This is a genomic window from Nesterenkonia xinjiangensis, from assembly GCF_013410745.1.
Classification (GTDB): Bacteria; Actinomycetota; Actinomycetes; order Actinomycetales; family Micrococcaceae; genus Nesterenkonia; species Nesterenkonia xinjiangensis.
The window spans coordinates 3,136,122-3,160,521 of sequence record NZ_JACCFY010000001.1 but is presented as its reverse complement, the minus strand read 5'-3'; the positions used below and the strand labels follow the sequence as shown (position 1 = coordinate 3,160,521).

Annotated in this window: 21 protein-coding genes; 12 read left to right on the top strand and 9 right to left on the bottom strand. The window is 69.9% G+C overall.

What is annotated here, in order from left to right; genetic code table 11:
• Window positions 1-69: 69 nt before the first annotated feature.
• From HNR09_RS14160 to HNR09_RS14140, 5 genes are all read right to left on the bottom strand, one after another.
• A complete protein-coding gene (locus HNR09_RS14160) occupies window positions 70-1,479 on the bottom strand; it encodes a flavin monoamine oxidase family protein (RefSeq protein WP_179542622.1) in 1,410 nt (469 codons plus the stop codon).
• On the bottom strand, window positions 1,476-2,312 hold the full coding sequence (locus HNR09_RS14155; RefSeq protein ID WP_179542621.1) for an NAD-dependent epimerase/dehydratase family protein: 837 nt from the start codon (window positions 2,310-2,312) through the stop codon (window positions 1,476-1,478). Before HNR09_RS14155 ends, HNR09_RS14160 begins: the two co-directional genes overlap by 4 nt.
• A 78-nt stretch (window positions 2,313-2,390) precedes the next feature.
• Window positions 2,391-3,266: a TrmH family RNA methyltransferase gene (locus HNR09_RS14150; protein WP_179542620.1), complete on the bottom strand. Its 876-nt coding sequence runs from the start codon at window positions 3,264-3,266 to the stop codon at window positions 2,391-2,393.
• On the bottom strand, window positions 3,263-4,105 hold the full coding sequence (locus HNR09_RS14145) for a sulfite exporter TauE/SafE family protein (protein ID WP_179542619.1): 843 nt from the start codon (window positions 4,103-4,105) through the stop codon (window positions 3,263-3,265). The genes HNR09_RS14150 and HNR09_RS14145 overlap by 4 nt, the downstream gene beginning before the upstream one ends.
• Before the next feature lie 7 nt (window positions 4,106-4,112).
• On the bottom strand, window positions 4,113-4,901 hold the full coding sequence (locus tag HNR09_RS14140) for an ABC transporter ATP-binding protein (RefSeq protein WP_179542618.1): 789 nt from the start codon (window positions 4,899-4,901) through the stop codon (window positions 4,113-4,115).
• 171 nt (window positions 4,902-5,072) lie between these two features.
• On the opposite strand from HNR09_RS14140, the gene serB reads away from it, so the two are divergent.
• The 12 genes from serB (at window position 5,073) to HNR09_RS14080 (ending at window position 20,579) form a co-directional block, all read left to right on the top strand.
• Window positions 5,073-6,074, top strand: coding sequence for a phosphoserine phosphatase SerB (gene serB / locus HNR09_RS14135; protein WP_246348858.1), 1,002 nt, complete (start codon window positions 5,073-5,075; stop codon window positions 6,072-6,074).
• Window positions 6,075-6,270: 196 nt separating this feature from the next.
• On the top strand, window positions 6,271-8,481 hold the full coding sequence (gene tkt, locus HNR09_RS14130; RefSeq protein WP_179542617.1) for a transketolase: 2,211 nt from the start codon (window positions 6,271-6,273) through the stop codon (window positions 8,479-8,481).
• A 69-nt stretch (window positions 8,482-8,550) separates the two neighbouring features.
• A complete protein-coding gene (tal, locus tag HNR09_RS14125; protein WP_179542616.1) occupies window positions 8,551-9,675 on the top strand; it encodes a transaldolase in 1,125 nt (374 codons plus the stop codon).
• Window positions 9,676-9,899: 224 nt separating this feature from the next.
• Window positions 9,900-11,540: a glucose-6-phosphate isomerase gene (locus tag HNR09_RS14120; RefSeq protein ID WP_179542615.1), complete on the top strand. Its 1,641-nt coding sequence runs from the start codon at window positions 9,900-9,902 to the stop codon at window positions 11,538-11,540.
• 54 nt (window positions 11,541-11,594) lie between these two features.
• Window positions 11,595-13,193, top strand: a complete 1,599-nt coding sequence (gene zwf / locus HNR09_RS14115; RefSeq protein WP_179542614.1) for a glucose-6-phosphate dehydrogenase — start codon at window positions 11,595-11,597, stop codon at window positions 13,191-13,193.
• Between the two features lie 24 nt (window positions 13,194-13,217).
• Window positions 13,218-14,162 carry a glucose-6-phosphate dehydrogenase assembly protein OpcA gene (locus tag HNR09_RS14110; protein WP_179542613.1) on the top strand — a complete coding sequence of 315 codons (945 nt, stop codon included), beginning with the start codon at window positions 13,218-13,220 and terminating at the stop codon, window positions 14,160-14,162.
• A gap of 28 nt (window positions 14,163-14,190) precedes the next feature.
• Entirely contained in the window at window positions 14,191-14,991 is an 801-nt protein-coding gene (gene pgl / locus HNR09_RS14105; protein WP_179542612.1) for a 6-phosphogluconolactonase, read from the top strand.
• A gap of 206 nt (window positions 14,992-15,197) precedes the next feature.
• On the top strand, window positions 15,198-15,899 hold the full coding sequence (locus tag HNR09_RS14100) for a tyrosine-protein phosphatase (protein WP_179542611.1): 702 nt from the start codon (window positions 15,198-15,200) through the stop codon (window positions 15,897-15,899).
• Window positions 15,890-16,714 carry a metallophosphoesterase gene (locus HNR09_RS14095; RefSeq protein ID WP_179542610.1) on the top strand — a complete coding sequence of 275 codons (825 nt, stop codon included), beginning with the start codon at window positions 15,890-15,892 and terminating at the stop codon, window positions 16,712-16,714. The genes HNR09_RS14100 and HNR09_RS14095 overlap by 10 nt, the downstream gene beginning before the upstream one ends.
• Before the next feature lie 51 nt (window positions 16,715-16,765).
• Window positions 16,766-17,779 carry an ABC transporter substrate-binding protein gene (locus HNR09_RS14090; protein WP_179542609.1) on the top strand — a complete coding sequence of 338 codons (1,014 nt, stop codon included), beginning with the start codon at window positions 16,766-16,768 and terminating at the stop codon, window positions 17,777-17,779.
• Complete coding sequence (locus HNR09_RS14085) at window positions 17,751-19,415, top strand: ABC transporter permease (protein WP_179542608.1); 1,665 nt, start codon at window positions 17,751-17,753, stop codon at window positions 19,413-19,415. The genes HNR09_RS14090 and HNR09_RS14085 overlap by 29 nt, the downstream gene beginning before the upstream one ends.
• Before the next feature lie 12 nt (window positions 19,416-19,427).
• Window positions 19,428-20,579 carry an ABC transporter ATP-binding protein gene (locus HNR09_RS14080; RefSeq protein WP_179542607.1) on the top strand — a complete coding sequence of 384 codons (1,152 nt, stop codon included), beginning with the start codon at window positions 19,428-19,430 and terminating at the stop codon, window positions 20,577-20,579.
• Window positions 20,580-20,714: 135 nt separating this feature from the next.
• On the opposite strand, the gene secG is transcribed toward HNR09_RS14080, so the two are convergent.
• From secG to gap, 4 genes are all read right to left on the bottom strand, one after another.
• Window positions 20,715-20,966: a preprotein translocase subunit SecG gene (gene secG / locus HNR09_RS14075; RefSeq protein WP_179542606.1), complete on the bottom strand. Its 252-nt coding sequence runs from the start codon at window positions 20,964-20,966 to the stop codon at window positions 20,715-20,717.
• A gap of 55 nt (window positions 20,967-21,021) precedes the next feature.
• Window positions 21,022-21,846 (bottom strand): triose-phosphate isomerase, encoded by an 825-nt coding sequence (gene tpiA, locus HNR09_RS14070; RefSeq protein WP_179542605.1) that lies wholly within the window; start codon window positions 21,844-21,846, stop codon window positions 21,022-21,024.
• Between the two features lie 76 nt (window positions 21,847-21,922).
• Window positions 21,923-23,149 carry a phosphoglycerate kinase gene (locus tag HNR09_RS14065; protein WP_179542604.1) on the bottom strand — a complete coding sequence of 409 codons (1,227 nt, stop codon included), beginning with the start codon at window positions 23,147-23,149 and terminating at the stop codon, window positions 21,923-21,925.
• A gap of 138 nt (window positions 23,150-23,287) precedes the next feature.
• Window positions 23,288-24,295, bottom strand: coding sequence for a type I glyceraldehyde-3-phosphate dehydrogenase (gene gap, locus HNR09_RS14060; RefSeq protein ID WP_179542603.1), 1,008 nt, complete (start codon window positions 24,293-24,295; stop codon window positions 23,288-23,290).
• Between the last annotated feature and the right edge of the window lie 105 nt (window positions 24,296-24,400).

Genomic DNA, 24,400 nt, shown 5'->3' with positions numbered 1-24,400 from the left:
TCGTGTCTGCCGCTGGATTTTGCCAGAGGCGCGTGGATCAGGGGGCCCTCTTCGGACCAGCACACCATCCTATCCCAGGCCGGCCCTTCGGCCCAACTCACCCGGGCGCCGATCATGCCCGATCCCGGCCTCGGATCCTGACCCTATCTCGGATTCCGCCCCAGTCTCGGAGCCCGCCCAGATCTCGGAGATCGGGATGCGACCGCCGAGGACGTTCTCGGCCGCGCGATGTCCGGAGCACAGCGCCGCGGTCACCGTGGCCGGATCCTCGCCCCAGGTCGCCTCTCCCGCGATGTGCAGCACGCCGCCGATCGGGGTCGCCAGGTCATCATGGTCCTCGGGACGGGACCCGACCGGCATGTAGGCGTAGGACCCGCAGGCGAACGGATCGTCGCCCCAGTGCGTGATGTGCACCTCGGTGGGCTCGGGGACGCCGCGGTGCAGCCTCCGCAGCTGCACCAGCACGGAGTCGGCGACCTCCTCGTCGCTCCAGGCGCGGATCCCCTCCGCGGCGGGCCCGGCGGCGAAGGTCAGCAGGGTCGGCACGCCGTCGAGCCGGGTGAGGTCGTACCAGGAGTGCCACCAGTGCCCTTCCGGTCCCAGCTGCCGGAGGGCGTAGGCGTCCTCGTCCCAGAATTGGCGCGGGAAGCGCAGGATCACCTTCTCGAAGGCATTCATCTCCAGGCGTCCGAGCGCCGTCGAGACCGGCTCCGGAAGCGGCGGCTCCACCCGCAGCCGGCCGGACCTGAGCACGCCGACGGGCACGGTGACGACCACGGTGTCCGCGGCGAACCTGCCCCGGTCCGTCTCGACGACGACGCCGTCGGCGCCCCAGATGAGCCGCGTGACGAGATGCTCGAGACGTACGTCGAGTCCGGCGGCGAGGTTCTCCGGCAGCGCGGAGTAGCCGCGAGGGAAGATCACCTCGTCGCCGATGATCTCGTCATCGTCGAGGCCGTGTGCGGCGAGATCCTCGATCCGGACGCCGTACTGCTCCTCGCTGCGATGGGCGAGGTGATCACGGACCCTCTGGGCCCGGTCGGCGTCCCACCCCTGGGCCGCGAGCGCGGCCTCAGCGACATCCCGATAGGAGTCGGTCGGGCCGGAGGCCTCGATGAGCGGGACGAGCGTCCGGTCGACGGTGTGCACGTCCTCAGCGAAGGCTCGGGCCTCCGCGGCAGAAAGGCGTGCACCGTCGGGCCCGAAGTACACGACGGGACGGCCGTCGACCTGATATCCGCCCACCGTGAACTCGACCATGGGCATGTCGAAGGCCGCGGCGGCCTCGGCCACGGGATTGTCGTCGATCCCGTGGATCCAGCTGGCACCGAGGTCGAGCCCGTGTGCAGTGTGCACCCGCCCGCCGACGCGGTCCCGGGCCTCCAGCACGACGACGGACCGCCCCGCCCGGCCGAGCAGGCGGGCGGCCGTCAGCCCGGCGACGCCGGCCCCGATGACGAGCGCGTCGCCACGGATCATGAGCGCCAAGTGTGCCGCGGCTCGAAGCCGAGCAGACGGCGCGCCTTCTCGATGGAGAGCATCGTGTCGTGCTCACCGAGGTCGCCGCGGATCGGCACCTCGGGGAACACCTCGGCCACCAGGTCGGCGTTGTCGCGTGTGGTGACGGTGTCCGCGGCGGCGATGATGAATCGGTCGAAGCCGGCAGGTGCGGTCTGCAGCGCCTTCTCGACGGCCTGGGCGCCGTCGCGGGCGTCGATGTAGCTCCACAGGTTCCACTTGCGCTCGCGCGGATCCTCGTCGAAGGGGAAGACGTCGTAGTCCTCGGGCCACATCACGTTGGAGAAGCGAAGCGCCGTGATGGATGTCTGCGGGTTCCACCGCACGAGCTCGATCGCCATCTGCTCCTCGAGGTGCTTCACCAGCGAGTAGACGGACTCGGGGCGCGCCGGATACTCCTCGTCGACCGGGATGTAGGGCGGGGGCACGTCGAAGGGCAGTCCCAGCACGGTCTCGCTGGAGGCGTGGACGATTCTGGTGATCCCCAGCTTCGTCGCCGCCCAGAACACGTTGAACGTGGCGAGCATGTTGTTGTGGAAGGTGGCGACATCGGGAGCGAGCCCCGGGGCGGGGATGGCGCCGAGGTGCACCAGCGCGTCCACGCCGTCGTGCGTGTCGTTCACCGAGGCCAGGGCGTCGGCGACCTCTCCGTGGTCCGTCAGATCGATCTGCACGAAGTCGCGATCCCGCTCCCCCGTGCGATCGAAGCCGATCACGCGATGACCGGCGGCACGAAGCTCCCGCGCGACCACAGATCCGAGCTTGCCTGAAGAGCCTGTCAGTGCGATGCGCATGCGCACCAGTGTGGCACAGACCACGAAGGCGGGTGCCTGGCGGAGGCTGGGCCCGGGAGGGACTCCGAGCCGCGCCGATCAGCGTGTGGCGTAGAACGCCACCGCGGAGGCCGCGGCCACATTCAGCGAGTCCACCCCGGGCATCATCGGGATCGTCACCCGCGCATCCAGACGTCGGTCCGTCTCCGCCCGGAGTCCAGCGCCCTCATTGCCGAGGACCAGGGCCAGCCGGGGGTAATCCTCCGCCACCAGCGCATCCAGGGTGATGGATCCTTCCCCCAGCGACATGCCCGCCACCACGAAGCCAGCCTCCTGCAGGCCCGCGAGACCATCGGGCCACGGGTGGATCCGCGTCCAGGGCACCTGGAAGACAGCCCCCATCGAGACCCGGATCGCCCGGCGGTACAGCGGATCCGCGCAGGCCGGGGACAGCATCAGGGCATCCAGCCCGAGAGCCGCAGCGGACCGGAACACCGCACCGACGTTCGTGTGGTCGGTGAGATCCTCCAGGATCCCGATCCGGAGCCGCTGTTTCTCCGAGCCGGTGCCGAGTCCAGCCAGCACCTCCTCCAGACTCAGCTCCGGCGGTCGATGCATGGCCGCCAGCGCCCCGCGGTGCAGGTGGAATCCGGTGATGGCCTCCAGCACCTGTTCCTCGCCCACGTAGACGGGGGCGTCGGGCCAGCGGGCGACGACGTCAGCGAGGCCCGCCAGGTGCCGATGCTCCATGAAGAACGATCGCGGCCGATGTCCGGCAGCGACCGCCCGGCGGACGACCTGGCTGGACTCGGCCATGTACATCCCGTGCTCGAGGTCCTGTCGACGGCGCAGCCCCGCGTCGGTGAGAGACCGGTAATCCGTCACACGGGGGTCATCGGCCGAGTCGAGGTGGATGACCGGATTGGGCACCGCACGGGCCTCTCCGGCGTCGACGGGACGAGACGGGCCGCTCATGCGCCCAGCAGGTTGCGGATCATGACGAACAGAGCCACGAGCCCGAGGGAGACGATCACCAGGCGCAGCACCAGAGGGCTGAGGCGGCGCCCCACCCAGGCCCCGGTGAAGCCTCCGATGGTGGAGCCCACGGCGATGATGGCCACGACCACCCACTCGATGCGGTCTATGGCCAGGAAGAGGTAGCTGACCGCCGCGGTGAGGTTCACTGTGAGCACCAGCGCGTTCTTCACCGCATTGGCCTGCTGCAGGCTCGCCGCGAGGAACACCCCGAGGATGCCGACCAGCAGCACCCCCTGGGCGGCGACGAAGTAGCCTCCATAGACCCCGGCGAAGAAGACCAGAGCGATCAACAGCGGCCCGACCTCCGGGCGCTCGGCCGGAGGCTCCTGGCCGTTGTCCTCAGCGAGCCGAGTGAGCCGCTCCTGCTCGGCGGCCTTGCGCGCCCGCACCCAGCGCTGCAGGCGCGGCTGGAAGACCACGAAGCCCAGCGCTACGACGATCAGCGCCGGCGCCACGGTCTCGAAGACCTCCTCCGGCAGCGTGAGGAGCAGCAGGGCGCCGACGACGCCGCCCAGCAGCGAGACGGGCACCAGACGCAGCAGCGTCCCACCCACCTGGGCGATCTCGCGACGATATCCCCAGGTGCCGGCCATGTTGCCGGCGATCAGGCCCATCGCATTGGAGATGGTCGCGGTCACCGGCGGGAAGCCCATGGCGACCAGCACGGGGAAGGTCACCAGCGTGCCGGAGCCGACGACGGCGTTGATGGCACCGGCCCAGACCGCGGCCAGCGCGATGATGAGGACCTGGTCCAGGCCCAGTCCGAGGAGCTCCATCGCAGACTCAGCCGGTGGTGGCGAACGCGGAGAAGCGCCCCTCGCGCTCGTGGAGCTGCAGGGGGATGTCGAAGGTGGTGGACAGATTCTCCGAGGTCAGGACCTCACGGATCGGCCCCTGAGCCACTGTGCGGCCCTCACGGAGCAGGAGCACATGGGTGAATCCCGGCGGAATCTCCTCCAGATGGTGGGTGACCAGCACGGTGGTCGGCGCCTCCTCGGCGGCCACGAGCTCCGCGGTGCGGTGCACCAGCGACTCACGCCCGGCGAGGTCGAGCCCGGCCCCGGGCTCGTCGAGCAGCAGCAGCTCCGGATCGGTCATCAGGGCCCGCGCGATCTGGACACGCTTGCGCTCCCCCTCGCTGAGCGTGGAGAAGGTCCGGTCGAACAGGGTGCCCACGCCCCAGGAGTTGAGCAGCTCGAAGGCGCGACGCTCGTCGAGCCGCTCGTACTCCTCCCGCCAGCGGCCCGTGACGCCGTAGGCGGCGGTGACGACCATGTCCAGGGCCCGCTCCCCCACAGGCATCGAGGAGGCCAGCGCGTTGGAGCACAGTCCGATCCGCGGGCGCAGCTCGAAGACGTCCACGGCGCCCAGCGTCTCGTCCAGGATCTGCACCGACCCCACCGTGGGGTGAAGCCGTGCGGCCGCGATCTGCAGCAGGGTCGTCTTGCCTGCCCCATTCGGTCCGAGCACCACCCAGCGCTCGTCCTCAGCGACGGACCACGTGACGTCGTCGAGCAGATTCTTCCGGCCGCGGCGCACGCTGACGCCCTGGATGTCGAGGACTGGACTCATGCGCCCCACACTATCGAAGCCGGATACCCTGGTCGCACTATGACTGATCCCTCCGACCGCGTGTCTCCTCCCCCCTCCTCAACCCCTTCCCCGGCCTCCACGCCGGCGTCCCCTTCGGCCTCCCCGTCGGCCCCGGCGCCCTCTCCGGATCTGCCCCCGGGGGCGGTGGCCATGATCGCCGCACGGCGCCTGGATGTTCCGCTGCTGCGCTCGCTCACCGCGGAGCTCGAGCGCCGCGGAGCGGTGCACAGCGTGGAGACCCGCCGGGTGGCGGTCCGCGACGCCGCCGGCGACGGGGAGGTGGAGGTCGCCCGGTGGTCCGTGACGCTGGATGACTCCGACGACTCCTACGGCACCCAGCTGCTGATCTCGCTCCTCCATGACGTGGCCGACCGGGTCGCCGAACAGCTGGAGGCCGAGGGACAGGGCGAGGAGGCCCTCGACGGTGCTGCGCCGGTGACCACCACCGTGCTCCCGGCCGGCATGCGCCCCGAAGCGCCGAAGATGCTGCTGATGGACGTGGACTCGACCCTCATCGACCAGGAGGTGATCGAGCTGCTGGCCCGGCACGCCGGACGCGAGCAGGAGGTCGCCGCGGTCACCGAGCGGGCGATGCGCGGGGAGATCGACTTCGCCGACTCGCTCCACGAGCGCGTGGCCGTGCTCGCGGGGCTGCCGCTGTCGGTGATCGACTCCACAGTGCAGGCGGTCTCGCCCACCTGCGGCGCCGAGACGCTGATCGGCGACTTCCGCCGACGCCGGTGGCCGGCGTGCGCGGTCTCGGGAGGTTTCGTGCAGGTGCTCGATCCGCTGGCCGCCCGGCTCGGGCTCTCCCTCACCGATGCGAACCTGCTGGAGGTCGAGTCCGGCCGGCTCACGGGCCGCGTTGAGGGTGCGGTGGTGGACCGGGCCGCGAAAGCGGACCGCCTGCGTCGCTGGTCGGCCGACCAGGGGATCCCTGCAGCCTCGGTGGTCGCCGTGGGCGACGGCGCCAACGACCTGGACATGGTGACCGCCGCCGGCGTCGGCGTGGCCTTCTGCGCCAAGCCGGCACTGGCGGAGCATGCTGACCTGGTGATCCGGCATCGGTCGCTCGAACTCGTGGGCCTGGCGCTGGGGCTGGACCAGCAGCCGGCCACCGCCGCTCATCTGGACCACTCATCTGAGCAGTGAATCACGGACGTCCTGTGTCGCGACGGATTTGGGAAACCGCATTCCATCATCCGGACGGACGACCTGTCGCCATTGAGGACGCGGAAGTGGCCGTCTTCCCTGGCCAGAGCGACGCCGAACGCCGTCCCGAGCGATCCTCACCTCACATGACCGCTCGCGTGAGCATTCGGCAATCACCACATGATGCGAGACACATATGCTCGACCCCGGTAGTCTGGACACGCGCGGCACGACGAAGTGCAGCCTCGTTGTCATCCGTCGAAACCTTGGAGGAATCTCAGTGACCGAAACAGCCGTGAACGACTCCGCCGTCTTCAGCGATCTCGACGAGCGGGCCGTCGACACCCTGCGCGTGCTCGCCGCCGACGCCGTGGAGAAGGTCGGCTCCGGCCACCCGGGCACGGCCATGTCGCTGGCTCCGGCCGCGTACCTGCTCTTCCAGAAGGTCATGAGGCATGATCCGAAGGACCCGCACTGGATCGGCCGCGACCGGTTCATCCTGTCCCCCGGTCACACGTCGCTGACCCTCTACCTCCAGCTGTTCTTCTCCGGCTACGGCCTGGAGCTCGACGACATCAAGGCGCTGCGCACCTGGGACTCGCTGACCCCCGGCCACCCGGAGTACCGCCACACCGACGGCGTCGAGATCACCACCGGCCCGCTCGGCCAGGGCCTGGCCTCCGCCGTCGGCTTCGCCTACGGCCAGCGCCGCATGCGCGGACTGCTGGACCCTGAGGCGGCCCCCGGGGAGAGCCCCTTCGACCATCACGTGTGGGTCATCGCCTCCGACGGCGACCTCCAGGAGGGCGTCACCTCCGAGGCCTCCTCGCTCGCCGGCCACCAGCAGCTGGGCAATCTCGTGGTCATCTACGACGACAACAAGATCTCCATCGAGGACGACACGGACATCGCCTTCACCGAGGACGTCGCGGCCCGCTATGCGGCCTACGGCTGGCACGTACAGCGCGTGGACTGGCTGAAGACCGGCGACTACGTCGAGGACGTCGCGGAGCTCGAGCGCGCCATCGCCGAGGCCAAGGCCACCACGGACAAGCCCTCTCTGATCAGCCTGCGCACCATCATCGGCTGGCCCGCCCCGAACAAGCAGAACACCGGGGGCGTCCACGGATCGAAGCTGGGCGGTGACGAGCTTGCCGCCCTGAAGCAGGTCCTCGGATTCGACCCGGAGCAGCACTTCGCCGTGGACGAGGGGGTCCTCTCCCACGCCCGCGACGTCGTCGAGCGCGGTGCCGCCGCGCACGCCGAGTGGGATCAGGCCTACCAGGCCTGGCGCCAGGCCAGCCCCGAGGCCGCCGAGCTGCTGGACCGGCTGAGCGCCGGCGAGCTGCCCACGGGCTGGGAGGAGAGCCTGCCCAAGTTCCCTGCGGGTGAAGCCGTCGCCACCCGCGCCGCCTCTGGCAAGGTGCTCAACGCCCTGGGCGACGTCCTCCCCGAGCTCTGGGGCGGCTCCGCCGACCTCGCGGGCTCCAACAACACGCTCATCGCCGCTTCGCCCTCCTTCGTGCCCGAGGAGCGCTCCACCTCCAAGTTCTCCGGCAACCCCTTCGGTCGGAACCTGCACTTCGGCGTCCGGGAACATGCGGCGGCGGCAATCACCAACGGCATCCAGCTGTCGACGCCGCTGCGCACCTACAGCGGCACGTTCCTCATCTTCTCCGACTATCAGCGTCCGGCGGTGCGTCTGGCCGCGCTGATGGGGATCGGCTCCATCTTCGTCTGGACGCACGACTCCATCGGTCTCGGCGAGGACGGCCCCACCCACCAGCCCGTCGAGCAGCTGGCCTCACTGCGGGCCATCCCCGGCCTGGACGTGGTCCGCCCCGGTGACCCGAACGAAGTCGTCGTCGCCTGGCGCGAGGTGCTGCGCCGTCGGGACCGCCCGGCCGGTCTGGCCCTGACACGTCAGGGCATCCCCACCTACGAGCGTGGGGACGGCCAAGCCACCGCCGAGTCCTTCGGCTCGGTCGAGGGAGTCTCTCAGGGAGCCTACGTGCTGGCCGAGGCCGTCAGGGATGGCCAGGCGGTCACCCCCGATGTGATCCTGATCGGCACCGGCTCCGAGGTGCAGCTGGCCGTCGAGGCGCGCGAGCAGCTCGCCGAGAAGGGTCTCGCAGCCCGCGTGGTCTCCATGCCCTGCCGCGAGTGGTTCTTCGAGCAGAGTGCGGAGTACCGCGAGTCCGTGCTGCCCGCCGGAGTGCGTGCCCGCGTCTCCGTGGAGGCCGCCCATTCGATGGGCTGGCGGGACATCGTCGGCGACGCCGGGCGGATCATCGGCCTGGACCACTTCGGTGCCTCCGCCGACTACCAGACCCTCTACCGGGAGTTCGGGATCACCTCCGAGGCCGTCGCCGAGGCGGCGGAGGAGTCCGTGGCCGCCGCACGCTGACACCCAGCCCGCTGACCTGACCCTTGGGCGGCGCCGCCGCCCGCAGACCTGCCACCAGGAGGCACACCCATGACCACCAACGCGAACACGCAGGCGCTCTCCGAGCAGGGCGTCTCCATCTGGCTGGACGACCTGTCCCGTGAACGTCTGGACTCCGGCTCGCTGGCCGGACTCATCGAGAGCCACCATGTGGTCGGCGTGACCACGAACCCGACGATCTTCGAGAGTGCCCTGGCCAAGGGCGAGGCGTACGAGCAGCAGCTCAGCGAGCTCGCGGACGCCGGTGCCGACGCCGAGAAGGCCGTCTTCGACATCACCACGACCGACGTGCGGCAGGCCTGCGACGTCTTCTCCGGCGTCTACGAGCGCACCGACGGAGTCGACGGCCGGGTCTCCATCGAAGTCGACCCCCGCCTGGCACGAGACACTGAGGGCACGATCGCCCAGGCCAAGCAGCTCTGGGAGGCCGTCGACCGTGAGAACGTGCTGATCAAGATCCCCGCCACCGTGGAGGGGATCGAGGCGATCGCCGCCGTCCTCGCGGAGGGGATCAGCGTGAATGTCACGCTGGTCTTCTCCCTGGAGCGGTACCGGGCGGTCATCAACGCGTTCATGCTCGGCCTGGAGAAGGCCCACGCCGACGGCCGGGACATCTCGAAGATCCACTCGGTGGCGTCGTTCTTCGTCTCCCGCGTGGACTCCGAGGTCGACAAGCGCCTCGAGCTGGCCGCCGAGGAGGGCAAGCCGGGCACCGAGAAGCTTCGCAGCTCCGCGGCCCTGGCCAACGCCCGTCTGGCGCACCAGATCGCCGGGGAATCCTTCAGCTCCGAGCGCTGGCAGCTGCTGGCCGAGCGCGGGGCCCACCCGCAGCGGCTGCTGCTGGCCTCCACCGGCACGAAGGACCCGAACCTCTCCGACACCCTGTACGTCACCGAACTGGTCGCCGCCGGCGTGGTCAACACGATGCCGGAGAAGACCCTGCTGGCCCTGGCCGACCACGGCACCGTCGACGGCGACACGATGACCGACACCTACGTCGAGTCCAACCGTGTGCTGGACGGCATCGCCGCCGCGGGCATCAGCTACCGCGAGGTCGTCGACGTCCTGGAGGCCGAAGGTCTCGACAAATTCGTGAAGTCCTGGGAAGGGCTGCTGGGCACCATCGACACCGGGCTGCGACGGGTCGTCGCCTGAGGACCACTCGCTGAACGGCCGAACCACGGCCGCTGATCCGCCCCTCCGGCGACGTCGGACACCCGACGTCGCCGGAGGTCGGCAGCTCAGTCCTCCTCAGCCTCATCTCCGCCTCACCCCGAGACTCCGCCTCACCCCGAGACTCGGCCACGCCACCGGCCTCACGCGGCCGCCCCGAGGCGACAGTCTGCCTCGACAGCCTCTGCTTCGAAAGGATGCACACCATGAGTTCCCTCTCCCTCACCCTGCGCGGCGCCGCCCGCGACGCAGTGGACGTCCAGGTCCCTGGCCTGATCGACCACGAGTTCGCCAGCCGTCTCGCCGCCCAGGACCACACGCTCTGGGGCGCCGCCGCTGAGGACGAGGCCTCGAAGCGGCTGGGCTGGGTCTCGCTCTTCGACGACTCCCGCGCCCTGCTGCCCCGCATCGCCGAACTCCGTGAGGCCCTCATCGCCGAGGGAGTCGACCGCGTGGTGCTGGCCGGTATGGGCGGGTCCTCGCTGGCCCCCGAGGTCATCTGCGCCACCGACGGAGTGTCGCTGACCGTGCTGGACTCCACGGACCCGCAGCACGTCGCGGCAGTCGTCGGCGAGGACATCGGACGCACGGTGCTCGTGGTGTCCTCCAAGTCCGGCTCCACAGTGGAGACCGACTCGCAGCGCCGCATCGTCTCCGCCGCCTTCGCGGCCGCCGGCATCGATGCCGCGTCCCGGACGGTGATCGTCACCGACCCGGGCTCCCCGCTCGCGCAGTCGGCGGCGTCAGAAGGCGTGCGCGCCATCTTCGAGGCCGACCCCACGGTGGGCGGCAGATACTCCGCGCTCACAGCCTTCGGCCTCGTGCCGTCCGGGTTGGCCGGAGCCGACGTCGAGAGCCTGCTGGACGATGCCGAAGAGGCCTTCACGGTGCTGACCGGCGACGACGACGCCAACCCGGGGCTGCAGCTGGCCTCGGCGATCGGCGGCACCCAGCCGCTGCGTAACAAGCTGGTCATCACCGACGCCGGCTCCCCGCTGGTCGGGCTCGGCGCGTGGATCGAGCAGCTCATCGCCGAGTCGACCGGCAAGGAGGGCACCGGCGTGCTCCCGGTCATCGTCTCCGACGGCGAGCCGGAGCTGACCAGTGAGCTCGACGACGTCCTGGTCGTGCAGATCATCGACCCCGACGTCGAGGAGGGCTCCTCGGTGGACGGCGACGCCGCTGACACGGTGGTGACCCCCCATGTGGTCCGCACCGGCGGCAGCCTGGGCGCCCAGTTCGTCCTCTGGGAGGTCGCCACGGCCGTGGCCGGCGCTCTGCTGGGCATCAACCCCTTCGATCAGCCCGACGTGGAGTCGGCCAAGACCGCGGCACGTGGGCTGCTCGACACCCCCGCCCCGGAGGCCGGCGAGGCCGTCGTCGACGGATCCGTGGAGATCCGGGGCGACGGCGGTGCCGCGACGGGCGAGGACCTCGTCTCCGCCCTGCGTGCGCTGCTCGGACAGGTGCCCAGCGACGGCTACCTCGCGGTCATGGCCTACCTGGACCGGACCACCGAGACCCGTCTGGAGGAGGTGCGACCGCAGCTGGCCGCGCTCACCGGCCGTCCCGTCACCTTCGGGTGGGGTCCGCGCTTCCTGCACTCCACCGGCCAGTTCCACAAGGGCGGACCACACGTGGGGGCGTTCCTGCAGATCACCACCGATGCCGACACGGACGTCGAGGTCCCGGAGCGTCCCTTCACCCTGCAGAAGCTGATCGGCGCCCAGGCTGCCGGGGACGCCCAAGTCCTCGCGGGCCACGGCATGCCGGTGCTGCAGGTGCATCTGAAGGACCGTGCCGCGGGACTCACACAGGTCCTCGACGCCGTCGACGCCCTGTCCTGACACGCACAGTCGAGACGCCCTGTCCTGACCAGGAGAGACACAGAGAGAGCTCGTATGAATCCGACTCTTCGGAGCACCCAGCGCAGCAGCCGCACCGCCCGCAGCAGCAACCCGCTGCGCGACGTCCGGGACCGGCGCCTGAACCGCATCGCCGGGCCCAACGCCATGGTGATGTTCGGCGTCACTGGTGACCTGGCCCGCAAGAAGCTGCTGCCTGCCATCTACGACCTCGCGAACCGGGGGCTGCTGCCGCCGAGCTTCTCACTGGTCGGCTTCGGCCGTCGCGAATGGACGCACGAGCAGTTCGCCGAGGAGGTCCTCGCCCATGTGAAGGCCTCTGCCCGTACCAGCTTCGACCAGCGTGTGTGGGACCAGCTCTCCGCAGGCCTGAGGTTCGTCCCGGCCACCGGCTTCGACGACGACGACGCCTATTCCCGGCTCGGCGAGACGCTGCGAGAGGTCCAGGAGTCCCGCGGCACACGCGGCAACCACGCCTTCTACCTCTCGATCCCGCCGAACTCCTTCGAGATCGTCTGTGAGAAGCTCTCCGCGCACGGGCTCGCCGGCCGCGCGGAGGAGACCGCCTCGCGCAACGGCCGCACCGCGCCGTGGAGCCGGGTGGTCATCGAGAAGCCCTTCGGGCATGACCTGACGTCGGCCCGCGAGCTCAACCGCGTGGTGGAGCAGGTCTTCCCCTCGGACTCGGTGTTCCGCATCGACCACTACCTGGGCAAGGAGACCGTGCAGAACCTTCTGGCGCTGCGCTTCGCGAACCAGCTCTTCGAGCCCCTCTGGAACGCCCAGCATGTGGATCACGTTCAGATCACCATGGCCGAGGACATCGGCATCGGCGGCCGCGCCAGCTACTACGACGGCGTCGGCGCCGCCCGAGACGTGATCCAGAACCACCTGCTGCAGCTCCTGGCTCTCACCGCGATGGAGGAGCCGATCTCCTTCGACGCAAAGGACCTGCGCGCCGAGAAGGAGAAGGTGCTGGCCGCCGTCAACCTGCCCGAGGACCTTGATGCGGCTTCCGCACGCGGGCAGTACACCTCGGGCTGGCAGGGTGGCGAGAAGGTCGTCGGATTCCTCGACGAGGAGGGGTTCAACCCCGCCTCGAGGACCGAGACCTTCGCGGCTCTGAAGCTGGACATCAACACCCGCCGCTGGGCGGGAGTGCCGTTCTACCTGCGTGCTGGCAAGCGCCTCGGGCGCCGGGTCACCGAGATCGCCGTGATCTTCAAGCGCGCCCCCAACCTGCTGTTCCTGGACCACGACGACCATGAGTTCGGACAGAACGCCGTGGTCATCCGGGTCCAGCCTGACGAGGGAGCGACCATCCGCTTCGCCTCCAAGGTGCCCGGCACCCAGATGGAGGTGCGCGATGTGACCATGGACTTCGGCTATGGGCATGCGTTCACGGAGGACAGTCCCGAGGCCTATGAGCGGCTCATCCTGGATGTCCTGCTCGGTGAGCCTCCGCTGTTCCCCCGGCACGAGGAGGTGGAGCTGTCCTGGAAGATCCTCGACCCGTTCGAGGAGCACTGGGCCTCCTTGGACGAGCAGCCGGAGCCCTATGCTCCGGGCAGCTGGGGCCCTCCGTCGGCCCAGGAGCTGCTGGCCCGCGACGGACGCACCTGGCGCCGGCCGTAGCCGGGCAAGACGAGGAGATGACCTGTGATCGTTGACATTCCGGACACCACGACCTCGAAGGTCTCCAAGCAGATGAACCAGATGCGGGAGGCCGGCGGAGTCGTCGCCCTGACCCGCGTGCTGACGCTGGTGATCCTGGCTTCCGAGGAGAACTCGGAGCCGGCCATCGCCGCGGCGAACCTGGCCTCGCGGGAGCATCCCTGCCGGATCATCGTGCTGGCCGCCGGCGACCCCGCCGGCCCCACGCGTCTGGACGCCCAGATCCGCGTGGGCGGCGACGCCGGCGCCTCGGAGGTGATCGTGCTGCGCGCCTCCGGCGAACTGGCCGAGCAGAACGAGGCCATGGTGGCCGCGCTGCTGCTGCCTGATGCCCCGATCGTCGCCTGGTGGGCCGACGAGGTGCCGGAGGATGTGAGCCGCACTCCGATCGGCAGCATCGCGCACCGGCGCATCACCGACACCGCCCGTAGCGCCCGCCCGCTGGAGGCGCTGCGCACCGTGGCCGAGAGCTACCACGACGGCGACTCGGACCTGGCGTGGACCCGCATCACCGGCTGGCGAATCCAGCTGGCCAGCATCCTGGACACCATGGACGCCGAGGACATCACCGGCGCGACGGTGGAGGCGGCCCCGGAGCTGCCCAGCTCCGCGCTGCTGGCGGCCTGGCTGCAGCTGGCACTGGGAGTGCCGGTCATGCTGACCCGGCACACCGTGGACCGCGGTCTGAGCGCCGTGCGGCTGCACACCGATGCGGGCGACGTCGTGCTGTCCCGTCCGGGGGGCGACATCGCCTCCCTGCACCTTCAGGACGCCCCGGTGCAGCAGGTGCCGCTGCCGCACCGCACGTTGGAGGACTGCCTCTCCGAGGAGATGCGGCGTCTCGACGCCGACGAGGTCTTCGGTGAGGTCCTCACCCGCGGGCTCCCCCAGACCGACCTCTCGGCCTGCATGGAGCAGTCCGCCGTCTGAATCCCCGTCCCCGAGGAGAGACCGACCCATGACCGTGTCGCTGAACACCGCCGCCGCCGAACCCCGCACCGAGCTGTTCGAGGACAGGGACTCACTGTGCCGGGCCGTGGCTGAGAGGCTCGTCGCACTGCTGCGCCGCACTGTCGAGGAGGAGGGGGCCGCCCACGTCGTCCTCACCGGCGGCGGGGCCGGCATCGGCACGCTCGCGGCGGCCGCGGAGCTGTTCCGCTCCGGCGCCGCCGAAGGACTCGATCTGGCGGCCGTGCACTTCTGGTGGGGGGACGAGCGGCTGCTCCCGACGGGAGATCCCGAGCGCAATGCCCAGCAGGCCGACGAGGCGCTGCTGGACCTGCTGGTCGCCGCATACGGCCTTCCCGTGGAGAACATCCACCGGATGCCGTCCTTCGCCGAGGCTGAGACCCCTGCGGCCGGTGCCGAGATCTATGCCGCACAGCTGGCCGCACATGCTCCGCACGACTCCCCCGCGGGCCTGGCGCTGCCGCGCTTCGCGGTGATCCTGCTGGGCGTCGGCCCCGACGGCCACATCGCCAGCCTCTTCCCCGGCAAGACCTCCCTGGCCGTCACGGGACGCAGCACGGTGGGTGAAGAGGACTCCCCCAAGCCGCCGCCTGCGCGGGTCTCGCTGACCTTCGACGCGATCCACAGCGCTCACCGGGTCTGGACCGTGGTGACCGGTGAGGACAAGGCCGACGCCGCGGAGAAGGCATTCCAGGTGGGCACCCCGGTGGAGGAGATCCCGGCCAAGAACGCCCGCGGCGCGGCGGAGACCGTCTGGCACCTGGACAGGGCCGCAGCCTCGAAGCTCTGAAGGCTCGGGGCAGTCCGCCCACCGCTGCGCGGCGGAGCTCCCCCCCCACTCCCCGGGCACACCGGCCTCCCGCTGGGGACCTCCTTGGAGATCCGTGAGTTCACCCGGGCCTCAACGATCGATGCCTTCTGCGTCGTCCGCTGTTCACCTGCAGTCACCACGATGGAGCCGCAAGGTTCTCAGGCCCATGAAATGGTGACGCACGCGTGGCAGACATCCTCGACCTCCCCGGCACGTTCAACACCCGCGTCGCCGGCACAAGAGCAGATGGACGTCCCTGGCTGCTTCGCTCGGCCCACCTGGACAGACTGCAGACCTCCGGTCACCGTCGGCTTCTCCACCTCGGGGTGACCACTGTGGTGGATCTCCGCGATCCCTCCGAACGGCTCAGTCCCCGGCTGCCCGGGCTCGAGGTGCACCATGTCCCCCTCTATCAGTTTCCTGACGGCCCGCCGCAGACCGGGACGCTGCCGGAGATCTGCTCCTTCCTGCTGAACGAGCGCGGCGGAGCCATCGCCGAGGCGGCGCAGACTGTGGACGAGGCGCCCGGACCGGCTCTGGTCCACTGCGCGATCGGCAAGGACCGCACGGGGCTGGTGACCGCCCTGCTGCGCCGGGCTTCCGGGGACGCCCTTCCCGCCGTCCTGAAGGACTATGCGCTCTCCGCCGGCCAGCTTCCCGAGGAGCACCACCGCACTGTGCTGGCCACGCTGACGCGGCGTGGGCTGGACGAGCAGGACCACCGCTCCGCGTTCGCGGTGCACACCACCAGCCCCAACGACGCGCTGGCTGCGACCCTCCAGACGGTGGAGACCCTCTATGGAGGGGCCTCCGGCTATCTCCGCCACCACGGGATGAGCGAAGAAGCCCTGATCACTCTGGGCACAGGGGCTGCGGCATGCAGCTGAACATCCTCCACCTCAGCGACATCCACGCCACCGCCGGTGGAGACCTCTACGGCGAGGTCGACGGACTCGCGCGCATCCGCGCCCTGCAGAGCCAGCTCACCGAGCATCGCCCGGAGGTCGACGTCGTGCTGGTCACCGGGGACATCATCGACCGCTGCTCCCCTGCTGCGCTGGCGCCGGCGATGGAGGAGCTGGAGCGACTCGCCAGTTCGCTCGGCGCGGCGCTGATCCCCGTGGTCGGCAACCATGACGTCGTGGCGGCCGACCGCTTCACCGGGCTGCTGGCGCGCCGGTTCTTCGCCCGAGAGGTGGAAGGGCTGCGCCTCATCGTCGTGGACAGCTCCTCCGGGCAGCTGGATCCGGCTCAGCTGGAATGGCTGGAGCATGAGCTCCGCGAGCGGCCCTGCTTCCCCCTGGGGACGGTCCTGTGCCTGCACCACAGCCCACTGACCTCTCCGCTGCCGGCGCTGCAGGGCAAAGGTCTCCGGAACCCGGCGGCGCTCGGTGAGCTGCTGCGGCGCAGCGGCGACGATGTCCGTCTGCTCCTCACCGGTCACTACCACCACGCCCAGAGCGGCAGCTTAGGTGCTCACCCTGTCTGGAGCGGGCCCGCGCTCTCCTACCGACAGATCATGCTCCCGGGAGCCTCTGCCCCGGCAGGCGGTGCCGACGCCCCCGGATACTGCCTGCTGAGCCTCACTCCCGAGGCCTGGAGCGTCACCGCCTTCCCGCTGACCGAGGACGCCCCGCTGCTCTTCGGCGCCCCGCCGCAGGCCTCCGATGTCCACCTCATCACGCCTGATCACCACACCTGATCACCACACAACGCAGAACCAACAGAGCAGAACCAACAGAGCAGAGGAACCATGTCACACACCGCACGACGCCGGTCCGCGCTCAGCATCGCTGTGCTCTCCGGCCTGCTGCTCACCGCCTGCGGAAGCGGCGCGGCGGGGGCGCCCGACGGCGCGACCATCACGCTCTACACCTCGGAGCCTCAGGAGAAGATCGACGCGCTGCTCGCCGACTTCCGCGAGGTGGAGCCGGACATCCAGGTCGACGTCTTCCGGGCCGGGACCGGGGACCTGACCGCACGCCTGGAGACCGACCTCAGCGGCGTCGGCCCCGGGGCCGACGTCTTCCTGGCGGCCGACGCGCCGACCTTCGAAGGGTTCAAGGAGGACGGCCTCCTCAGGGAGCTGGACTCCGAGGAGCTCTCCTCGGTCTCCGAGACCTGGCGGGATCCGGAGGGCTACTACGTGGGCACCCGTGTCATCCCCACCGTCATCGCCTACAACACCCATGAGCTCGACACCCCTCCATCGTCCTGGCAGGAGCTCTCCGAGGCCGCATACGACGGCCAGATCACCCTGCCCGACCCCGCCGTCTCCGGCGCCGCCGCGTTCAACTCGGCTGTCTGGTATCTCCACCCGGGCCTCGGCGAGTCCTGGTTCGAGCAGCTGGGCGCCAACTCCCCGGTCATCGCCGAGTCCAACGGCCCCGTGGGACAGGCCGTGGCCGAGGGCAGCCAGCCGGTCGGCATCGTGGTGGACTTCATGATGCGCGACCTGCGCGACGCCGGCTCCCCGGTGGAGGTCTCCTACCCCGCCGAGGGCGTGCCCTCCATCTACCAGCCCATCGGCATCTTCGAGGCCACCGAGGAACCCGAAGCGGCCCAGGCCTTCGTCGACTATGTGATCAGCCGGCGCGGGCAGGAGTTCGCCGTAGGGCAGAACTACCTGCCGGTCCGCACGGATGCCGGCAGCCCGGAGGGAGCCCCGGCTCTCGGGGAGATCGAGTTCATGGACGCAGACCTCCAGGAGATCACCGAGGTCCACAGTGAGGCGCTGGATGCCTTCAACGGCCACATCGGAGGCTGACCTCCGGGGAGGGCGGGCCTCCCTGCTCCGCTCGCCCTCCCTGGGACTCCTCAACGCCGGGCTGTGGTTGTTCTGCCTCGGCCTGGTGCTGGTGCCGCTCGGCACGGTGGTGCTCCACGGGGCGGTCAGCGGCCGCCTTCCGGAGCTCGCACAGCCCGACGTCGCGCGCGCGGCATGGAACAGCTTCGCCTCCGCCACCGGCTCCGGGATCCTGGCTGTTCTCATCGCCGCAGCGTTGGTGCTGCTGATCGAGCACACCTCGCTGCCTGGGCGCGCCGCGCTGAGGATCCTCGCGCTGAGCCCCATGCTCATCCCGCCCTTCATCGGAGCGATCAGCTGGACAGGCCTCTTCGGGCCCTCCGGATTGATCAACAGCGTCGCGCAGGATCTGCTCGGCAGCCCGCTGTGGATCATCTACGGGGGTGACGGCGTCATCGTGCTCCTGGCCCTGCACTCGTATCCGATCGCCTATCTGCTCATCGCCGCCGCCCTGGCCCGTATCCCGGCGGAGCTGGAGGAGGCGGCAAGGGCCTCAGGGGCCGACAGCCGGCGTGCGCTGCGGGACGTGACCCTTCCTCTGCTGAAGCCGGCACTCGTCTCGTCCTTCATCCTGGTGGCGGTCTCGAACCTCGGCGACTTCGGGATCCCCGCGCTGGTGGGCGGGCCGGAGCGCTATGAGACCCTGGCGACGATCGCCTACCGATTCGTCCGCTCCGGCACCGTAGAGAACCCGGTGGAGCTGGCGGCCTGCGTCGGTGGCGTGCTCCTGGCGATGACGGCGCTGGGCATGCTGCTCATGCGCAGATTCTCCCGGGGGTCCTACCCCATGGAGACCTCCTACTCGGCCGCAGAGCTGGTCAGGCTCCGGCGTCCGTTGCTGCTGGGAGGGCTCACCTGGAGCTTCGTGATGGGCATCACAGTCCTGCCGCTGAGCGCTCTGCTCCTGCAGTCCCTGATGCCTGCCCCCGGTGTGGACCTCACCTGGGAGAACCTGAGTCTGCAGCACTTCGGCACCGTGCTGCAGAGCCGCTGGACCACTGAGGGGACGCAGCTGAGTCTCGGCCTGGCCGCGGGTGCCGCACTCATCACCGGCACGGTGGGACTGGCGATCGGGACCGTCATCACCCGCACCTCGCTTCCCTGTCGGAGCGCGCTGCGCACCACCGCGCTGCTTCCTCTGGCCGTCCCCGGGCTGATCGTCGCCGTCGGGTGGCTCCTGCTGGCCCCTCATCTCGGCCTCTACAACAGCCCGTGGCTGATCCTCTGCGCGTATGTGATGTCCTTCCTCGCGCTGGTGGTCCAGGCGATCGAGGCCCCTCTGAGATCGACCTCCGCCACCCTGGAGGAAGCGGCACGGATCAGCGGCGCCAACCCCGTCCGTGCCTTCTCCGACGTCTCGGTCCGCCTGGCGATCCCCGCTGCGGCCGCCGGTGCTCTGCTGGTCTTCCTCACGGCGATGCGCGAGCTGACCATCTCCGCGCTGCTGCTGGCGCCGAACGCGCAGACCCTCGGCGTCGCCATCTTCAACCTGCAGCAGGCGGGCTCCTACGGGCCCGCCGCCGCGCTCTCAGTCCTGGTCACCGTGGTCGGGCTGGTGGGCATGGGACTGATCACCAGCCGACTGCGCTCCCGCTGAAAGGACACCGCCATGAGCACCGTGAACTTCGACTCCGTCGACGTCACCTTCGCCGACGGGCATCAGGCCCTGAGGTCCGTCTCCCTGGACATCGCCGACGGCGAGTTTATCGCCCTGGTCGGGCCGTCCGGATCAGGGAAGACCACTCTGCTGCGCAGCCTCGCCGGCTTCATCTCCCCGAGCGCAGGGACCATCAGCATCGACGGCGCCCCAGTCTCAGCTCCGGAGAGCCTCGTCGCCGTGGAGCACCGCGGACTCGGGATGGTCTTCCAGCAGCACGCGCTGTGGCCGCATATGAAGGTGGGCGAGAACATCGCCTACCCGCTCAAGCTGGCCGGCGTCCGACGACCCCGGCGGGAACGGCGCGTCGCGGAGGTGCTGGATCTGGTGGGGCTGGCGGGCATGGGAGGACGCCGGCCCGACCAGCTCTCCGGCGGACAGCGTCAGCGGGTCGCCTTGGCCCGGGCTATCATCCATCAGCCCCGTGTGCTCCTGCTCGACGAGGCGCTCTCCGCGCTGGATGAGCCGCTGCGGGCCACGCTGCGCTCCCAGCTGCAGTCGATGGCCAAGGATCTGGGCCTCACCGTTCTGCATGTCACCCATGACCGTTCAGAGGCTCTCGCCATCGCAGATCGCATCGTGGTCCTGGACCAGGGTCGGATTCTGCAGGCAGGGCGCCCTGCCGAGGTCGTGGCGCAGCCGGCCACCGGCTTCGTCGCACAGTTCCTCAACGACGCCACGCTCCTGAACGGGGTCCTGGACTCACACGGCTTCCACGCGGACGGGCTCCCGCTGATGGTTCCCCGCCGCAACGTCTCCACCGACCTTCCCGAGGGTGAGCCCTCGGTGCCGGGTCAGCTCGCCGTGACGCCGAACCATGTGGTCCTCTCCCCCGTCGGTCCGGAGGAGACCGGAGGTGCCGACGTGGTCTCCAGCCTCTACGGCCGGCATGCCCACACGGTGGAGCTGCACTGGTCGGGCCGGCGCATGCGCGGAGAGACCGCGGGCTGGCAGCCGGCTCCCGGCGATTTGGTGGGCGTGGACGTGATCGGAGGGCTCTTCTTTCCCGAAGGCCCTCTTCCGCCGATGCATCGACCACATCGGTCCGAGTCCTCCCGACCCCCTGCGCCGCCGCGATCTGCCCGCACAGCATCTGGAGGGTGACCCCGGGGGCGGCTGAGCAGCTCTCAGCCTCTTCACGAGACGCCCCCACCATGCGAAAGGCCCGCGACCGAGCCCTTCACGGCGCTGGGTCGCGGGCCTTCGCGATGATGTGCGGGGGACGCTTCCCCGGGCCGGTCAGACGTCCACGTTCACCTGGATGAGCAGGCCGAGCGCGACGACGATGAGGCCCCACATCACGCCGAGCGTGATGGTGAGCCGATTGAGGTTGCGCTCCGCGACGCCGGAGGATCCCAGCGAGGAGGTCACGCCGCCGCCGAACATGTCGGACATGCCGCCGCCGCGACCCTTGTGGAGCAGGATCAGCAGGATCAGCAGGAGGCTGATGACGGCCAGGAGGACCTGGAGGGCGATGGTCAGTGCAGACACAGCGGCCTTTCGTGGACGGTTGTTGTTTCAGCAGCTATCAGGATAACCCGGCGCGTCAGCCTGCGTCGCCCGTGTCGACGTGCTTCTCGAAAGAGGCGATGCCGGCGAACTCCTCAGCCTCCAGGCTCGCGCCGCCGACCAGGGCGCCGTCGACGTCGGCACCGGCCAGGATCGACGCCACGTTCTTCGCCTTCACGGAGCCGCCGTAGAGCACGCGCACGCCGTCGGCGAACTCCGCTGAGTAGCGCTGCGCCAGGTGGGCGCGGACAGCCGCGGCCATCTCCTGGGCGTCCTGCGGCCCGGCGACCTCGCCGGTGCCGATGGCCCACACGGGCTCGTAGGCGACGACGAGCTGGCTGAGCTCCTCGGCGCCGAGGCCCTCCAGCGCACCATCGAGCTGCGCCAGGGTGTGCGAGACGTGCTCTCCGGCCTGGCGGACCTCCAGGCCCTCGCCCACGCAGAGCACCGGCACGAGCTCGTGGCGCAGCGCGGCGCGGATCTTGCGGTTGAGGAGCTCGTCCGACTCCCCATGGACCTCCCGGCGCTCCGAGTGGCCGATGAGCACCTGGGCGCAGCCCAGGCGATGGAGGAACTGGCCAGAGATGTCACCGGTGTAGGCGCCGGCGTCGTGCTCAGAGAGGTCCTGGGCACCGTAGTCCAGCGAGAGCTTGTCACCGGTCACCAGCGTCTGCACGCCGCGCAGGTCGGTGAACGGCGGGAACACCGAGACCTGCACGCGCTCGAAGTCGTGGCCTGCGTCGTCCAGAGTCCAGGCCAGCTTCTGGACCAGGGCGATGCCCTGCATATGGTCCATGTTCATCTTCCAGTTGCCGGCGATCAGCGGGCGGCGGACGAACTGTCCGTCCTTCTGTGCGGTCATGAGTGGGGTGGTCCTTCCAACAGTGGTCGGTCGCGGGGTGTCGCGTGGGGTCTCAGAATGCCCTGGATCCGGCGGATCAGCGCTGCAGCGCGTCGATGCCCGGGAGGGACTTCCCCTCCAGGTACTCGAGACTCGCGCCCCCGCCGGTGGAGATGTGGCCGAAGCCGGACTCCTCGAAGCCCAGACGTCGCACGGCCGCGGCGGAGTCCCCGCCGCCGACCACGGTGAAGGCCTGCGTCTGGGTCAGCGCCCGGGCCACCGCTGCGGTGCCGGAGGCGAAGGCCTCCATCTCGAAGACGCCCATGGGGCCGTTCCAGAACACGGTGTTCGAGTCGCCGATCTCTCGCGCGAACGCCTCGGCCGTCTCCGGGCCGATGTCCAGACCCAGCGCCTCGGCACCATGGGCACCGGACTCCAGCTTCTCGACCGGCAGCACCTCGTGCTCCGCGTCGGCGGCGAAGGCGGAGGCCATGACGATGTCGGTGGGCAGCACGATGCGGCAGCCGTGACGCTGGGCCGCGGCGAGGAAGCCGCGCACGGTGTCGAGCTTGTCATCCTCCACCAGGGAGTTGCCGATCCCGTGGCCCTGTGCCTTCAGGAAGGTGAAGACCATCCCGCCGCCGATGAGCAGCGTGTCAGCACGGGCCATCAGGTTCTCGATGACGGCGAGCTTGTCCGAGACCTTGGACCCACCCAGCACCACCGTGTAGGGGCGCTGCGGGGACTCGGTGAGCCGCTCGAGGACGACGAGCTCGTCCCGCACCAGGTCCCCCTGGTAAGCGGGCAGCTCGGAGGTGATGTCGGCGACCGAGGCGTGACGACGGTGCACCGCACCGAAGGCGTCGTTCACGTAGGCGCCGGACCCGCCCGTCAGCGCGGCCAGCTCAGCAGCCAGCGCCGCACGCTCGGCGCCGTCCTTGGAGGTCTCGCGGGGGTCGAAGCGGACGTTCTCCAGGAGCAGGATCCCGCCGTCGGCCAGATCAGCGGCGGCCTGCGTCGCGGAGGGGCCCACCAGGTCCTCGGCGCGACGCACCGGGACCTCGCTGAGCTCAGCCATGCGGGAGGCGACGGGTGCCAGCGAGAACTGCGGATCCACCTGCCCCTTGGGCCGGCCTAGGTGGGCGGTGACGAGCACCTTCGCGCCGGCCCGGGCGAGCTTCTCCAGCACCGGCAGTGAGGCGCGGATGCGGCCGTCGTCGGTGACGGCCCCGCCGTCGAGAGGGACGTTGAGGTCCGAACGGACCAGGACGCGACGTCCGGTGACGCCGTCAGCCAGCAGGGTGTCCAGAGTGGAGGCAGTCATGGGATTCAGAGTACCAATCGGTCAGAGGGATCGGGACGGGGGGGGGACGCACGAGGCCCCGCCTGCCACGTCCGCGCAGGCGGTCGGGCAGGCGGGGCCTCGGTCATCGGATCACCGGCCGCAGAGGCGGTGGTCCGTTCAGAGCTTGGCGCCGACGTGCACGGCCATCTGCGCCAGGCGCGAGCTGTAGCCGTACTCGTTGTCATACCAGGAGAACACCTTGACGGTGTGGCCGATGACCTTCGTCAGCGGGGCGTCGAAGATCGATGAGTGCGAGTCGCCGACGATGTCGGAGGACACGATCGGGTCCTCGTTGTAGGCCAGGATGCCCTTGAGCTCCGCCTCAGCAGCCTTCTTGAAGGCGGCGTTGACGTCTTCGGCGGTCACACCGTCCTTCTCGACGGTCACCGTCAGGTCGGTGCCGGAGCCGGTGATCACCGGGACGCGGACGGCGAAGCCATCGAGCTTCCCGTCGACCTCGGGGATGACCGCACCGATGGCGGCGGCCGCACCGGTGGAGGTCGGCACCATGTTCACGCCGGCGGCGCGGGCGCGGCGCGGGTCGCTGTGCGGGGCGTCGTGCAGACGCTGGTCGCCGGTGTAGGCGTGCACGGTGGTCATCAGGCCCTCGACGATGCCGAACTCGTCGTTGAGGACCTTCACCAGCGGAGCCAGGCAGTTCGTGGTGCACGAGGCGTTGGAGACCACGGTGTGGTTCTCGGCGTCGTAAGTGTCCTCGTTGATGCCCATCACCAGCGTCGCGTCCACGCCCTTGCCCGGGGCCGAGACGATGACCTTCTTCGCGCCGGCCTCCAGGTGCTTGCCGGCGGTGTCCTTGGTGGTGAAGAAGCCGGTGCACTCCAGGACGACGTCCACGTCCAGATCGCCCCAGGGCAGGTTCGCCGGGTCGCGGTCCGAGAGCAGGCGGATGCGACGGTCACCGACGACGAGGTGGTCACCGTCGAGGGAGACGTCCTGCGGGAAACGGCCGAGGACCGAGTCATACTTGGTCAGGTTGACCAGCTGGCCGGGCTCGGTGAGGTCATTGATCGCCACGAGCTCCAGGTCATGCCCCTGGTCCTCGATCACACGGAGCACGTTGCGGCCGATGCGTCCAAAGCCGTTGATCGCGATCTTCGTCGCCATAGGTTCCCTTCCTAGACTTCTCCGTCCACCGGGTCGGCGGACCGATGAGGTGCGCGGACTGCGTACCCGCCCCGGGATCCGGAGCGGGTCGAAACCGTCCCGAGA

Coding starts and splice junctions, on each gene's coding strand:
- pgl (WP_179542612.1), top strand. CDS start 14,191: ATGACCGTGTCGCTGAACACCGCCGCCGCCGAACCCCGCACCGAGCTG.
- tal (WP_179542616.1), top strand. CDS start 8,551: ATGACCACCAACGCGAACACGCAGGCGCTCTCCGAGCAGGGCGTCTCC.
- HNR09_RS14155 (WP_179542621.1), bottom strand. CDS start 2,312: ATGCGCATCGCACTGACAGGCTCTTCAGGCAAGCTCGGATCTGTGGTC.
- HNR09_RS14140 (WP_179542618.1), bottom strand. CDS start 4,901: ATGAGTCCAGTCCTCGACATCCAGGGCGTCAGCGTGCGCCGCGGCCGG.
- tkt (WP_179542617.1), top strand. CDS start 6,271: ATGCTCGACCCCGGTAGTCTGGACACGCGCGGCACGACGAAGTGCAGC.
- zwf (WP_179542614.1), top strand. CDS start 11,595: ATGAATCCGACTCTTCGGAGCACCCAGCGCAGCAGCCGCACCGCCCGC.
- HNR09_RS14090 (WP_179542609.1), top strand. CDS start 16,766: ATGTCACACACCGCACGACGCCGGTCCGCGCTCAGCATCGCTGTGCTC.
- HNR09_RS14085 (WP_179542608.1), top strand. CDS start 17,751: ATGCCTTCAACGGCCACATCGGAGGCTGACCTCCGGGGAGGGCGGGCC.
- HNR09_RS14065 (WP_179542604.1), bottom strand. CDS start 23,149: ATGACTGCCTCCACTCTGGACACCCTGCTGGCTGACGGCGTCACCGGA.
- HNR09_RS14120 (WP_179542615.1), top strand. CDS start 9,900: ATGAGTTCCCTCTCCCTCACCCTGCGCGGCGCCGCCCGCGACGCAGTG.
- serB (WP_246348858.1), top strand. CDS start 5,073: ATGATCGCCGCACGGCGCCTGGATGTTCCGCTGCTGCGCTCGCTCACC.
- gap (WP_179542603.1), bottom strand. CDS start 24,295: ATGGCGACGAAGATCGCGATCAACGGCTTTGGACGCATCGGCCGCAAC.
- HNR09_RS14160 (WP_179542622.1), bottom strand. CDS start 1,479: ATGATCCGTGGCGACGCGCTCGTCATCGGGGCCGGCGTCGCCGGGCTG.
- tpiA (WP_179542605.1), bottom strand. CDS start 21,846: ATGACCGCACAGAAGGACGGACAGTTCGTCCGCCGCCCGCTGATCGCC.
- HNR09_RS14145 (WP_179542619.1), bottom strand. CDS start 4,105: ATGGAGCTCCTCGGACTGGGCCTGGACCAGGTCCTCATCATCGCGCTG.
- HNR09_RS14080 (WP_179542607.1), top strand. CDS start 19,428: ATGAGCACCGTGAACTTCGACTCCGTCGACGTCACCTTCGCCGACGGG.
- HNR09_RS14095 (WP_179542610.1), top strand. CDS start 15,890: ATGCAGCTGAACATCCTCCACCTCAGCGACATCCACGCCACCGCCGGT.
- HNR09_RS14150 (WP_179542620.1), bottom strand. CDS start 3,266: ATGAGCGGCCCGTCTCGTCCCGTCGACGCCGGAGAGGCCCGTGCGGTG.